13 protein-coding genes are annotated in these 13,038 nt (G+C 40.6%); 4 read left to right on the top strand and 9 right to left on the bottom strand.

Translation table 11 applies throughout. From position 1 onward, the window contains the following. Window positions 1-19: 19 nt before the first annotated feature. A complete protein-coding gene (locus C2M25_RS02810) occupies window positions 20-1,468 on the bottom strand; it encodes a DEAD/DEAH box helicase (RefSeq protein ID WP_105180353.1) in 1,449 nt (482 codons plus the stop codon). Between the two features lie 172 nt (window positions 1,469-1,640). Further along, window positions 1,641-2,483 (bottom strand): isopenicillin N synthase family dioxygenase, encoded by an 843-nt coding sequence (locus tag C2M25_RS02805; RefSeq protein WP_105180352.1) that lies wholly within the window; start codon window positions 2,481-2,483, stop codon window positions 1,641-1,643. 238 nt (window positions 2,484-2,721) lie between these two features. On the opposite strand from C2M25_RS02805, the gene C2M25_RS02800 reads away from it, so the two are divergent. Next, complete coding sequence (locus tag C2M25_RS02800; protein ID WP_158679662.1) at window positions 2,722-3,609, top strand: MBL fold metallo-hydrolase; 888 nt, start codon at window positions 2,722-2,724, stop codon at window positions 3,607-3,609. Between the two features lie 7 nt (window positions 3,610-3,616). Here the strand turns inward: C2M25_RS02800 and C2M25_RS02795 are convergent, their stop codons facing one another. From C2M25_RS02795 to aspS, 5 genes are all read right to left on the bottom strand, one after another. Continuing rightward, a complete protein-coding gene (locus C2M25_RS02795) occupies window positions 3,617-4,321 on the bottom strand; it encodes an alpha/beta fold hydrolase (RefSeq protein ID WP_442792905.1) in 705 nt (234 codons plus the stop codon). Window positions 4,322-4,349: 28 nt separating this feature from the next. Then, window positions 4,350-4,937: a GNAT family N-acetyltransferase gene (locus tag C2M25_RS02790; RefSeq protein ID WP_105180350.1), complete on the bottom strand. Its 588-nt coding sequence runs from the start codon at window positions 4,935-4,937 to the stop codon at window positions 4,350-4,352. Window positions 4,938-4,968: 31 nt separating this feature from the next. Then, on the bottom strand, window positions 4,969-5,559 hold the full coding sequence (locus C2M25_RS02785; RefSeq protein WP_234003521.1) for a pentapeptide repeat-containing protein: 591 nt from the start codon (window positions 5,557-5,559) through the stop codon (window positions 4,969-4,971). Next, window positions 5,556-5,762 carry a hypothetical protein gene (locus C2M25_RS02780; protein WP_105180349.1) on the bottom strand — a complete coding sequence of 69 codons (207 nt, stop codon included), beginning with the start codon at window positions 5,760-5,762 and terminating at the stop codon, window positions 5,556-5,558. The genes C2M25_RS02785 and C2M25_RS02780 overlap by 4 nt, the downstream gene beginning before the upstream one ends. A 109-nt stretch (window positions 5,763-5,871) precedes the next feature. After that, on the bottom strand, window positions 5,872-7,641 hold the full coding sequence (gene aspS, locus C2M25_RS02775) for an aspartate--tRNA ligase (RefSeq protein ID WP_105180348.1): 1,770 nt from the start codon (window positions 7,639-7,641) through the stop codon (window positions 5,872-5,874). Between the two features lie 227 nt (window positions 7,642-7,868). Between aspS and C2M25_RS02770 the strand changes: the two genes are divergently transcribed. Together C2M25_RS02770 and C2M25_RS02765 are read left to right on the top strand one after the other, a co-directional pair. Beyond that, complete coding sequence (locus tag C2M25_RS02770; protein WP_105180347.1) at window positions 7,869-8,717, top strand: DUF72 domain-containing protein; 849 nt, start codon at window positions 7,869-7,871, stop codon at window positions 8,715-8,717. Window positions 8,718-8,739: 22 nt separating this feature from the next. Next, a complete protein-coding gene (locus tag C2M25_RS02765; RefSeq protein ID WP_062564226.1) occupies window positions 8,740-9,234 on the top strand; it encodes a M48 metallopeptidase family protein in 495 nt (164 codons plus the stop codon). 9 nt (window positions 9,235-9,243) lie between these two features. On the opposite strand, the gene C2M25_RS02760 is transcribed toward C2M25_RS02765, so the two are convergent. Then, entirely contained in the window at window positions 9,244-10,260 is a 1,017-nt protein-coding gene (locus C2M25_RS02760) for a DUF5924 family protein (RefSeq protein WP_199775141.1), read from the bottom strand. Between the two features lie 304 nt (window positions 10,261-10,564). On the opposite strand from C2M25_RS02760, the gene C2M25_RS02755 reads away from it, so the two are divergent. Then, window positions 10,565-12,094, top strand: a complete 1,530-nt coding sequence (locus C2M25_RS02755) for a hypothetical protein (RefSeq protein ID WP_105180345.1) — start codon at window positions 10,565-10,567, stop codon at window positions 12,092-12,094. A gap of 201 nt (window positions 12,095-12,295) precedes the next feature. On the opposite strand, the gene C2M25_RS02750 is transcribed toward C2M25_RS02755, so the two are convergent. Beyond that, the gene (locus C2M25_RS02750; protein ID WP_054561772.1) at window positions 12,296-12,976 is read right to left on the bottom strand and encodes a DUF3334 family protein; all 681 of its coding nucleotides are present in this window, start codon (window positions 12,974-12,976) and stop codon (window positions 12,296-12,298) included. Window positions 12,977-13,038: the final 62 nt, after the last annotated feature.

Raw genomic sequence — 13,038 nt, 5'->3', positions numbered from 1 at the left:
TTTTTTGTTTTTACTGCTATTAACTATCCGCAGCGGGCTTACGTCTTGGGCGAGATGGCCCCGATACACGCTGACGATTACCCGCAGGTTTATTACCTGCTGGTTTAGTGTTATTTGATTTATTCCCGTTGTTAGCGCCTTTTGGGTTTTGGCCCTGCTCTTTACCCTTACCCTGCCACTTACCTTGTGAAGGTCGCTTTTGCGATTTAGGTTTTGGCTTTTGTGCAGGTTTTGCTGCACCTTGACCATCTTGAGCTGGTGCTTTTGGCTTTTTCGGTTTCTTTGGTTTTTTCGGCTTGATTGGACGCGTATCTAGTGGCTTTTCAGCAACTGGTTTGCTTGGCTCAAAACCTGCTTCGGTTGCACGCGGAATAAGCTCACCAATAAAGCGCTCAATACCATATAAATCGTCGGCATCATCTACTGTTACAAACGAAATAGCATGACCTGATGCACCCGCTCGGCCTGTACGGCCAATACGGTGTACGTAATCTTCATAAATATTCGGTAGATCGTAGTTAACAACGTGAGGTAGCTCAACAATATCAAGACCACGGGCAACGATATCGGTTGCAACTAGTACGCGCACTTCACCCGATTTAAAGCCTTCGAGTGCTTTAACACGAGCGCCTTGCGATTTATTCCCGTGAATGGCAGCGCCGACAATATCATCGCGTTCAAGCTGCTTAACTAAACGATTCGCACCATGCTTAGTACGGCAAAAGACTAAGACTTGCTGCCAATCGTTAGTACGGATCAGGTGGCTAAGCAATGCTGTTTTACGTGATTTATCTAGCGCATAAACAGATTGAGTAACCGTTTTAGCTGTGGTGTTTTTAGCCGCAACTGAAATTTCAACGGGGTCATTTATGAGCCCTTTTGCAAGTTCACGAATTTCATCAGAGAACGTCGCTGAGAACATCAGGTTCTGACGTTTAGCAGGCAATTTAGCAATGATACGTTTGATGTCATGAATAAAGCCCATATCAAGCATACGGTCTGCTTCATCAAGGATCAGCACTTCTAAATCATCAAACTTAACAGCATTTTGATTGTGTAGATCTAATAAACGACCAGGTGTGGCCACTAAAATATCAACACCTTTACGAAGGCGCATCATTTGCGGATTAATTTTAACGCCACCATAAACAACAAATGAGCTAACATTTGAATGCTTAGCATATTGCTCAACATTTTCGCTTACTTGTAGAGCCAGCTCACGGGTTGGTGCCAATACTAATGCGCGTACTTTATTGCCACCCGCTTTAGGGCCCTTTGACAAACGCTCAATTAACGGCAGTGTAAAACCTGCTGTTTTACCTGTACCAGTTTGCGCTGCGGCCATAACATCACGGCCTTCAATGATCGCAGGGATAGCTTGTGATTGAATAGGCGTAGGTGCTTCATAGCCCTTTTCTAAAACTGCATTTACTAAAGCTGGTGATAAACCTAACCCATCAAAACTCATACTATCTCTCTTTAAAAAATTCAGCCGATTCGGCGAAGTGCGCGCATTATACCTAGGATAGTCAATAATGCATGGAATTATTTGCAAACTAACACTTAATGCTGAACTTAGCAGACAAATTTCAGGCATAAAAAAAGCGGCTCTAATGCCGCTTTGTTCTCATACTCAATCTTTACTTAACACCAAGTTCGCGTAAACGCTCTTGTAAGTAGCTGTCTGCTGTGTAGCGCTCAGAAAGCACAACATCAGGACGCGGGCGTAAGAATAATGGTAACGAAATACGTGATTTCGTTGACGCTTTACCCGTTGGGTTGATCACACGGTGAATCGTTGATGGGAAGTAACCACCTGACGCTTCTTGTAGCATGTCACCAATATTGATGATCAGGTTACCAAAATCACATGGTACGTCTAACCAACCGCCATCTGTTTTTTGTACTTGTAAACCTGGCTCATTTGCCGCAGGTAATACAGTTAATAAGTTGATGTCGCCATGCGCTGCCGCACGGATTGCACCTGGCTCTTCATCACCTGTCATTGGTGGGTAGTGAAGAATACGCAGAAGTGTTTGCTCAGAGTTAGCAATCATATCTTTAAGGTCAATAGAGAACTTAGCACGCACCTCTTCTGGTGCTTCAGCTTGAACCCAACTTAATAATGTCGCTGCAAACTCATTTGCTAAACGGTAGTACTCACGAATTTCTTCTTCTAGCTGTGCTGGAACACGGCCTTTTGGATAAACGTGGTAGTACTCTTTAATATCTTTAACGGTAAAGCCTTTTGCAACTTCTGACACTGATGGTGGGAAGTAACCATCTTGTGTTTCTTTTGAAAATAAAAACTCGTGCTTTTGCTCAGAATTAAAGAATTCTTGCCAATTTTTGTAAATAGACTCAACTAATGACTGAGGAATTGGGTGATTTTTTAATACACCGAAACCTGTGTTTCTTAGTGACTCAACAAATTGAGCGGCCGCATCGCTCGCTTTATAATCAACGGTAGGTAAATGTTGCATTTGTCTTTTCCAGTGAATAAGGTTCTAGAAGTCTGTGCTAAGCATAGCATTTCTTCATTATAGCGCTTCGCGAGGATAGAGAAACACAGGCAAAAACATAAGGACTTATGTCCGCCCCACCTTGCTTAGCTCCTTAACTTTGATGCAGATCAACTAAGCCTTTAAGTAGTATAATATGTACTATTAGCTAAACTTTGATATGGTTAGTTAGACACATTTCAACGCAAAAGGATCGCTAATGTTCAAAAGTCTGCAAATCTTACTTTTCTGTGCGCTCATATTCGTTACCAATCAGGCCATCTGTGCAGAACCAGCAAACTATAAAGTCGAAAACATTAAAGACAATGTATATCGCTTTAGTGCTGGCCATTACCACAGCGCTTTTATGATTGTTGATAACCTTGCCTTGGTGACTGATCCTATTAATAGCGATGCCGCAAAATATTTAAAAAGCTATATCAAAAAAACCTTTAACGCCGATATCAAGTACATGTTGTACAGCCATAGCCATGTTGACCATGCAATGGGCGGTCATGAGCTAATCGATAACAACACAACGGTCGTCGCTCATCAATTTGCAGCTGAGGACCTTAAATTAAATAAAGTGCCTACTGCCCTGCCTGATCTTACATTTACCGATACACTCAAAGTCAATTTAGGTGATAGCTACGTGCAACTGAAATACTATGGGCCCAATAATGGCCGAGGTAATGTCAGTATGCGTTTTATGCCTGCCAATGTACTTTATGTTGTTGATTGGATTGTACTTGGCCGCATGCCATATAAAAATCTGATTGGTTACGATATTAACGGCATGCTGCATTCAACTAAAGCAGTGTTAAATGAACCGGCATTTGCTGCATTTATAGGTGGCCATGCAGATACTGGCAACCGCGATGATGTTGTCTCTTATTTACACTATATTCAAGACTTACACACTGCAGTGCGCGATGGCATGTTAAAAGGTAAGAACCTTGCGACCTTACAAAAAGAAATAAGCTTGCCTCAATACAGCCATTTAAAAATGTACCAGCAATGGCTACCACTAAATATTGAGGGTGTGTATAACAACCTTGTCGAGATGGGCTATTTTAATTTTCGCAGCGATATTAATGCTCAGTTTTAGCTGAGCATTAAAAGCGAGATAAAAACGCGTTAAGTTCTTTACTCATACGTGCTACAAGCGCTTTTGGGCCACCATCATACATGTCGTTATGGCGCGAATCTTTAAGCTTAATTTGCGTCACTGGGTATACTGCGAGCTCTTGCGGCGTTAGCAATACGTTGTCATCTGCTGGGTAATCGCTACCGCGTAGTGTCAGTACAGCAATATTTTTGTTTCGCGGGATCAGCATACGGCGATGATCAAGGGTGATCAGCTTAGCTACTTTAGAGGGATAAATAGCGGCATATAATGCTGCAATATCCCCCCCATTTGAGTGCCCAAATAAAGTGAGCTGATTAAAGTCATACGCAGGATAACGCTTTGCAAGTTCTACGGCTAAAAACTCAAGGGTTTGTACACCACGGTGCCAGTTTTCCATGCGTGTGGTCATGTAGGGTGGCTCAGGGTTTAAACTCGGATCGCCTTTTAATTCATGAGCCACTTCAACCGTTAAATAACCATGCTGATGAAAGGCCTGCTGGGCAAATTGATACTCTGTATGCGCCATACCATAGCCTGCCCCAATAAACGCCACGGGGCATTTTTTCTTTATCGTGCATTTGCTATCTGCTGCGGTAATGGTCAGCGGAATATGGCGGGTGCGCTGTGTATCAAACAGTGTCTCTGTTTGATTTGCATAGGCTGTTTGCCCGCTTAGAGTTAAAGCGAGCATTAGCGCAACCTTTTTAATATCTAACATTTTATGACTGCGCTAATTTGAATTCTAGGCTACGTTTAACCATCGGCCACTCACCATCAATAATTGAAAACACCACAGTATCGCGGACGCATCCATCGGCCATGATTTGATGATTACGAAGAACCCCATCTTGTTTCGCCCCTAAGCGAGCAATGGCATTGCGCGAAGCTTGATTATGCCAATGGGTACGAAACTCAACAGCAATCACATTAAGTGTTTCAAATGCATAACTCAGTAGCAGTTTTTTACTCTCAGTATTAACCCCAGTTCGCTGAAAGCGCTTGGCATACCAGGTGTAACCAATTTCTAAACGGCGGTTTTTACTGTCGATATTACAAAAGCGAGTTGAGCCTATCACCTCATCGGTGTGTTTATCGATAACAGCAAATGGTAATGCGCGACCAAGTGACTGTTGTTCAAACGCCATGTTTAAATAATCGTCAACACGTGCTTCATTGGGCACCGAGGTAAACCATAATTCCCAAAGCTTTCCATCCGTAGCGGCGTTTACTAAAGCATCGCGATGCTCAAGCGTTAACGGCACTAATTTAACAAATTGACCTTCCAAGGTGATGGGACTTAAATCCATAACTTTCCTTAACCTTAATTAGCAAAAATATTTAATCCACCAGCTCTATATCGAGCCCTGCGAGCAAGTCCAAAGCGGCATAACGTTCAAATTTGGCTTTACTGATATTGTTAGCAGTTATATCAATGGCAAAGTGACTAGCACCTATAAAATTAGCTTTGCTGAGATTAGTTTGTTGAAACAAGCTGTCACGAAAATCCGTATCAGTAAAATCAGCAGATGTTAAATCTGCATGTCTAAAATCAACATCTTTGGCAAAGCAGCTGCGCATTTTTAAAGCCTTTAAACTAAGCTCAAAAAAGCTGCTGTGGCTAAGTTCACAGCCAACAAAACTCACTGGGGCACGGCTGGCGAGTAGCGGCCAATCAACATCAGTAAAGCGTACACTGGTTAATTTACACTCTTTAAAGCTCACTTCTTCAAGTGAGGTGTATCTAAGACCAAGCGCAGCTAAATTACAGTTTTTAAACTCACATTCTATAAACCGGCAGTTTTCAAACTGGCTATTGCTAAAGTCACAGTCGACAAATTCACATTGCTCAAATTCGCAATGTGAAAATGTTTGCCCTGCAAGATTTGCTTCAAAGGTATGTTCAAAATAGAGGGAATGGCTTGCGATCACGCGGTGGTCTCAATATCTTGTTTAAATGCAAGTACTGCAATAAAAATAAGACCAAATAAGGGAACTAACGCAAGTAACCCACCAATAATGGCCATTCTGATAGGTGTGGAGGTTTTGCGCTTACCCAAGAAATAACTGATAACAGCAAACACAGGGATCAAAATAACAATTATTTGGCCCATTAAAGTTAGATTGACATTCATACTCTTTCCTTGAAGAACATACTAAAAATTCATTTAAACACAAAAAAACCCTAAGGCATACACCTTAGGGTTATTATTAATTAAGTCTTATAATTCAAGTTATTATGAATTATTCAGCGTCTTTCGCTACAACATTAATTGCAAGCTCAGTTAATGCATCTGCATTAGCTTTGCTTGGTGCATCTGTTAATAAACATGATGCTTGCGTTGTTTTAGGGAAAGCAATAACGTCACGAATGTTATCAGTACCACATAGCAACATAACTAAACGGTCAAGACCAAACGCAAGACCCGCATGCGGTGGTGTACCGTATTTAAGTGCGTCAAGTAAGAATCCAAACTTGTCTTGTTGCTCTTGCGCTTCGATACCTAAGATTCTGAATGCAGTTTCTTGCATGTCAGCATTGTGAATACGTACCGAACCACCACCAACTTCGTAGCCGTTTAATACCATGTCGTATGCATCTGATAATGCACCAGCTGGATTTGCTTCAAGCTCTTGAGCAGAAATAGCTTTCGGTGCAGTGAATGGGTGGTGAACCGCATGCAATGTACCTTCGTCGTCTTCTTCGAACATCGGGAAGTCAACAACCCATAAAGGTTTCCAGCTATCAAGATTAGTAATGCCTAAATCAACACCAATCTTAAGACGTAGTGCACCCATCGCTTCGTTTACAACGTTGCGCTTATCAGCACCAAATAAAATGATATCGCCAGATTGTGCGTTAGTACGCTCAAGTAACTGGTTGATCACCTCTTCGTTTAAGAACTTAGCGATTGGTGATTGTACACCTTCAACGCCCGCAGCACGGTCGTTCACTTTCATCCATGCTAGGCCTTTCGCGCCATAGATACCGATGAATTTAGTGTAATCGTCGATTTGTTTACGAGAAAGCTCAGCACCGCCTGGTACAGTTAATACAGCAACACGGCCTTTTTCGTCATTAGCAGGACCAGAGAATACTTTAAACTCAACGTCTTTTACTAAATCAGCAACGTCAACAAGCTGCATTGGGTTACGAAGGTCTGGTTTATCAGAACCATATAAACGCATTGCTTCGCTGTAAGGCATAACTGGGAAGTCGCCTAAGTCAACGTCTAATAATGATTGCCACATTTCACGGATCATTTTCTCAGTCATTGCACGCACTTGATCAGAGCTCATGAATGACGTCTCTAAATCGATTTGTGTGAATTCTGGCTGACGGTCAGCACGTAAGTCTTCGTCACGGAAACATTTAACAATTTGATAGTAACGGTCAAAACCCGACATCATTAATAATTGTTTAAATAACTGTGGTGACTGAGGTAAAGCGTAGAAGCTACCTTTGTGAACACGGCTAGGTACTAAGTAGTCACGCGCACCTTCTGGTGTTGCTTTTGTTAGTACCGGTGTTTCGATATCTAAGAAACCGTTGTCATCTAAGAAACGACGCACAAAGCTGCTCGCTTTTGCACGAAGTTTGATACGGTCGCTCATTTCAAGACGACGTAAATCTAGGTAACGGTATTTTAAGCGGCGCTCTTCAGAGTTTTGCTGATTAAAATCAAGTGGTAATGGCTCTGAACGGTTGATGATAGTTAAGCTTGTGCCTAAAATTTCAACTTCACCTGTTGCCATGTCTTTATTTACTTGGCTTTCAGGGCGTGCGCGAACAACACCTTTTAACTGCACACAAAACTCTTGACGTAGTTTATTCGCAGTATCCATTAATCCTTCTACTTCAGGATCAAAAACAACTTGTACTAAACCTTCTCTGTCACGTAAATCGACGAAGATAAGGCCACCAAGGTCACGGCGTTTGTTGATCCAACCACATAGTTCAACTTCTTGATCTACGTGAGATTTATTTAGCTGTCCGCAATATATAGAGCGCATAGTATTCCTGTCAGTTAAAGACTTATAGCCGCCTGCTCTTAAGAGTTCGCTATTTTGAGAGCAAAAGCCACTATACAAAGTAATCATTTAAGGCAGAGCATTATACCCAAACCATCTCAAAATGCGAGTGCCAGCAGTGCCTGTCGGGGGCTAAATATACACCCCGACTTCTGAGCAAACATTTCTTTTGTTACACTAAGCACAGTTTCAATTTATTGGTTGATTTAATGCTGTATTTAGGTTGTCCGCAGTGGTCTAGCACCGCATGGAAAGGAAATTTGCTCTCTAGCCACTGTAAAAGCGCAGACATGCTCAGTGAGTATGCGCAAAGCTTTAATTCAGTCGAGGGCAACACCAGTTTTTATGCTGACCCAAGTCATGAGTCATTATTGCGCTGGCATGATGCGGTACCCGAAGACTTTAAATTTACTTTTAAGTTTCATCGGCGTTTTAGTCACGAATTACAACTGACGAATATAACTAGTGAGCTTAATGCATGGCTAAACTTATTTGAGCCAATTTTTGCTAAAACGGGGCAAATCATGTTACAGCTACCCCGCGCCTTTGGACCAGATGCCCTACCCCTTCTTGCTAATTTTATTGCACAACTCCCCAAACAACTTAGTTACGGTGTAGAAGTACGTCACCCCGGCTTCTTTAATAAAGATGATGCTGAAATTCGCTTAAATCAGCTGTTAATTGAAAATAATATAGATCGTATCAGTATGGATACCCGCGCTTTATTTGCTGTACCCGCCGATACCGATGCACTCATTGATGCGCAAAAGAAAAAGCCTTATTTACCTGTGCATGCCATTGCAACAGGAAATCAGCCTATGCTGCGCTTTGTGATTGCCAGTCTTGAACATGAATACAAGTCGTATTACCAGCCATGGCTGAAAAAAGTAAAGCAATGGCTTGATGAAGGAAAATCACCCTATTTGTTTTTTCATACCGCAGATAATCGCCAATCACCACTTTTAGCAAGACAGTTTTGCCAAGATTTAGGTTACAATCACCCCGTGCTTGCACCTTTTATAGGTGAACGCGAAGCAAGCCAAAGCAGTTTATTTTAGCGCCCGATTTATCAGAGAAAACATGAAAGATTACAGCCGTTATTTTCAAGGTTACCCGCCTCACATCATTGAGCAAGTTTTACAGCTTTTTAATGGCGACAGGGCCGCAAAATACCTAAAGGGCAAATACCCTGATGCGCATAGCATTACCAGCGATAAAGCTTTATACAGTTACGCCACTGAGCTGAAAAAGCGCTACCTTAAAAATGCCCTGCCTTTTGGCCGTGCTGCATTCAAAAAACAAGGCGATATGGTCACAAATGCCTTAGGCACCCATACTTTTCGTATGCAAGGTAAAACCCGAAAACACGATCTTGCCATTAATAGCGACCTGCTTCGCGCACCTGAACCACTTCTCAAAGCACTCGTCGTACACGAGCTGGCTCATTTTAAAGAAAAAGACCACAACAAAGCCTTCTATCAACTTTGCTGCCACATGGAGCCGCAATACCATCAACTAGAACTGGATTTAAGAATATTCAGTGTGTTGGTAGGTGAAGGGAAAAATCCGTATTAAAGCTATCAGCTAGACTTCTGAAACCTCAAACCTTCTTTGCCCTATCAGCTGCCCAGACTCGGTAACCACTTTAACGACCCATTTCCCTGCTGCATTAGCAGGGAAATTCGTTTTATGGCTCCACGCTCGATAGCCCTCTTTACGACCACCAGAAATATCCAAGGCTATGCGGTCAACTTCTTTTCGATTATGCACCCAAACATGGAAGATTTTTTCATTTAACCCTCGCGGTGCTTTTACCGCACTAAAACTATATAGACCGTTTTCATGCAAGCTCTTCTCAGTGAGTTCTGTTATTGACGAAAGCGGTTTACGAGCCTGTGCATCTAACTGATATGACATACTCATATCCGTTAAACGCAGTGCCGCAGGTGGCACAAAGCTACGTAATTGCCAAAGCCCGGCACCTAATGTACAAAGCAATAACACTAACAACGGGAAACGCCACCATCTCGCATTGGGCATCAAATTACCAAGACTGGGGACAGTTAAAATAACCGCTGTTATTAGTGCAATTTCAAAACTTTGGCTGGTCGTTAACTTTAATAAAATAGGCAAGGTAACCGACAGCACGACAAACAAAGAAAAGCTATGAAACACACTAAACCAGACACTGTGCCTTGCAAGCTTTTTATAATAGAGGGGGTCAACAACAGAAACGAACGCGCAAAGAATAATTAAAGCGGTAAACGCGGCCTGACCATGGTCCCAAGTAGTCACCGCCAAGAAGAATGGTAAAGCAAAAAACAAACTTTCTTGCTGCACAACTTGCAGCGCAAAGCGCATCACGTTGGGCGACACCGCCACACCAAAACGCTCCTCTACTTTATTTCTTAGCCAGTTATCTATTAACAACCACAACCAAGTGACTAATAACAAAATAGAGATAAGCTGCGAAAACGATTCTTTTCTTTCAACAAAGACATAGCTTGCCACACCACTACAAAAAGCCAACACCGCCATCAACCCCGGCCGCTTCTGCATCATGAAAACAAATTTAGTTATAAAGTTTTTTAAGTAATTCATGCAATCATCAAATCCATTTAAGGCTTTATGAGTAAAGCATAAATTGGATGAATGTAAGCTTTAAACGAGCTTTAAGTTCTAAGTTTTAAGCCTCTATCATAAGGCTAGGTTCACTATCAATGTAATTATTGACAGGTTATTTAAATTTATTTTCATACAACGGAGTAAATTGTCTTTAAATGGAAACACTGATAGATTCATTAATTATATGTAAATTCACACAGTCAATTTTTATCTCTAAGCTAATTTTAATTAGCAAATATTGAAATTAATAAGCTGCAAAATAGATAAGGAATATCCTCCAATGAACATTGAAGTTGAGTTAATTGATTTTCTAGAAAAGAACATCAAGGAAACTACAAACAAGTCTAGAAATATTAACATAATAGCTTATTATTATGGATTCAGAGGTTCTGATTGGCCTACATATGAAGAAACAGCCAAAAGATTTGATGTAGGTACACGAGAAAGAATTAGACAACTTTTAAATGAAAACTTTAGAGATTTTGTAGAACCGAATGATTTTCCTTCAATCAAAGAATTTCAAAAGATACTTAACAGTAAGAACTACTGGAAAGCCTCGGATTTAGAGGAAGAAATAAGTTCTAGTAGGCTAGTTAGAGAACGTTTTAGTGTTAAAGGTATACTCAATTTACTCGATGATCTTGGTGTCGTTTGTGGCTTTGAGATTTATACACCAGAGCTGAATAGAACATCTAGGAATAGCCTAGCTCTATACGAAAATAATTTCATTATTAAAGCTTCTGAGCTAAAGAAAATAAAGTCCTTTTTGAAAAAAGCTCAGGGACTTCCTGGTCGGTGTGGTATAGCGAACCTTAACTATTTAAAGGGTGAAGTAAATGAATATTATGATTTAGTTTCTCAGTTAATTATTAATTCCTACTCTAGCTGGACAAAAAAAGACGAAGAAGGATTTTGGTATATTTATGAGAACCGTGATAATACTATTATTAATTATAGTGAAAAACTATTTTCTATTATAAGTGAATGTAACGCAGATCGATTAGCTTTAGTATATAGAAATGCGTTAGATGGCAGATCTTACAAATATCCTTATCCACCCGAAAAGATAATTAAGGAATATCTTAAAAGTTCTGTATTCTTTGAAAATGATGAGGGGAACCTAAAATTTATCGGGGAAACTAAAGAATTAAATGATATAGAAAAAGACGTTGCGCATTATCTTGGTGGTAAAAAATCTGTAAGCTTTCCAGACTTTAGGTCACACCTAAGATCTAAAGGTTACGGCGACCCTCATATACAAAAAGCTACCAGCTCATCTCCGCTTGTATATGTTGATAAAAGTGGAGGAAGAACGCATTACACATACAGTTTAACAAATTCAAAAGTTTATCAAAATCAGTCTCCTCCTGCCCACGGTCGCTACCAAGAATTTTTAATTAAACTTAGAAAATTACTTGCTATAGGTACAGATGAGACCTTAGAGCAAAAAATTAGAAGGGAACAAAGAATACTCCAAGATTGGTTATTTAAAGACAAAAAACAAGAAAAGTGCGCCATCTGCAATAAAACCTATAGTGTAAATACTCTTGTTACAGCCCATAAAAAGAAACGCTCTGAATGTAATGATGCAGAGAGAACTGATCCTTATATTGTTATGCCAATTTGTTTAATGGGCTGTGATTATTTTTATGAAAAAAATTATGTAATCATCGAGCATGGTTTTATTAGAAAAGGCGTTGAAGTTGAAGACGGTGCTGAAGAACTAAAAATTATTCAGGAGCTGATAGGTAATAAAATTGATAGTAGGTGGCTTAAGGGTAGTAGCTCATACTTTAAGACTTCACGCTAAGCATTGGAGTACAAATGGCTAATAAAGCTATTTGACTTCACTCATTAACTACCAAGCTATAAAATTGAACTGAAGTTTATAGCTTCTTTCACAACAAAAAAGCGCGGTCTAGACCGCGCCTCTATTTTATCTGACGGCTGAAAGCTGATAGCTGACAGCTCATACCGTTGGGTTTCGCTGCGCTCTACCCAACGTAAACTGTTACAAACCAAGTTCTGCCATAAAATCATCATCTGCATCGTCTGCTTGTGATGATGCTTTTTGCTTTTCAGCTTTTTGTTTAGCTTCATTTTCGATGATGTCATCTGGGTCAACAGCTTCTGAAATATCAAAATCATGTAGTTTGATAAATTCAGTTTTATCCATTGCCAGTTCAAGATAGAAGATATTTTGCTTCGCTGTAGTGAAAGTCACACGGCGCGCTTGTGGTCTATCCATGGTGGTATCAACAGAGATTTGCACCTGCTTGTTAATCGCCATCATCTTAGGTTGGTTTTGCGTGATAGAAGTATGCAGCTGGTCGCGTACTTTTGACGTAAAGTCACCAACGATTTGGTTCATCAGCTCTCCGAGTACGTTTGCCACATCATCTGATAAATGGCTTTGTGCAATTTCGTCCTCAGGCATACCCATGTTACGCATATAGTCATGGTAAATTTCCATGGCTGCTTGCGCTGTGAAGTTTGTTACCACAAGACCGGTAAAGCCACCATCGAACAATACAAAACAGCCAATATCTGGGCGCATACAGGTGCGGGTGATTTTTTGAACCATAGCAGAATAACTAATACTGTTACCGCTTGCTGAAGACAGAACTCCAGTCACTGAATGACACAGAGTTGATAAGATATCTTCTGTACTGATCACTTTGCTTTTTGTCATTAAACTTCTCTTTTTTGTACTTGTTATTGATAATTCTAGCCAAGCTACTGAATTTATCACTG

Source organism: Pseudoalteromonas sp. T1lg21, from assembly GCF_002964625.1.
In the GTDB taxonomy this organism is placed as follows: Bacteria; Pseudomonadota; Gammaproteobacteria; order Enterobacterales; family Alteromonadaceae; genus Pseudoalteromonas; species Pseudoalteromonas gelatinilytica.
The sequence above is the reverse complement of the archived record's forward strand: the minus strand, read 5'-3'. Positions and strand labels throughout refer to the sequence as shown.

Coding starts and splice junctions, on each gene's coding strand:
- C2M25_RS02810 (WP_105180353.1), bottom strand. CDS start 1,468: ATGAGTTTTGATGGGTTAGGTTTATCACCAGCTTTAGTAAATGCAGTT.
- C2M25_RS02805 (WP_105180352.1), bottom strand. CDS start 2,483: ATGCAACATTTACCTACCGTTGATTATAAAGCGAGCGATGCGGCCGCT.
- C2M25_RS02800 (WP_158679662.1), top strand. CDS start 2,722: ATGTTCAAAAGTCTGCAAATCTTACTTTTCTGTGCGCTCATATTCGTT.
- C2M25_RS02795 (WP_442792905.1), bottom strand. CDS start 4,321: ATGCTCGCTTTAACTCTAAGCGGGCAAACAGCCTATGCAAATCAAACA.
- C2M25_RS02790 (WP_105180350.1), bottom strand. CDS start 4,937: ATGGATTTAAGTCCCATCACCTTGGAAGGTCAATTTGTTAAATTAGTG.
- C2M25_RS02780 (WP_105180349.1), bottom strand. CDS start 5,762: ATGAATGTCAATCTAACTTTAATGGGCCAAATAATTGTTATTTTGATC.
- aspS (WP_105180348.1), bottom strand. CDS start 7,641: ATGCGCTCTATATATTGCGGACAGCTAAATAAATCTCACGTAGATCAA.
- C2M25_RS02770 (WP_105180347.1), top strand. CDS start 7,869: ATGCTGTATTTAGGTTGTCCGCAGTGGTCTAGCACCGCATGGAAAGGA.
- C2M25_RS02765 (WP_062564226.1), top strand. CDS start 8,740: ATGAAAGATTACAGCCGTTATTTTCAAGGTTACCCGCCTCACATCATT.
- C2M25_RS02760 (WP_199775141.1), bottom strand. CDS start 10,260: ATGAATTACTTAAAAAACTTTATAACTAAATTTGTTTTCATGATGCAG.
- C2M25_RS02755 (WP_105180345.1), top strand. CDS start 10,565: ATGAACATTGAAGTTGAGTTAATTGATTTTCTAGAAAAGAACATCAAG.
- C2M25_RS02750 (WP_054561772.1), bottom strand. CDS start 12,976: ATGACAAAAAGCAAAGTGATCAGTACAGAAGATATCTTATCAACTCTG.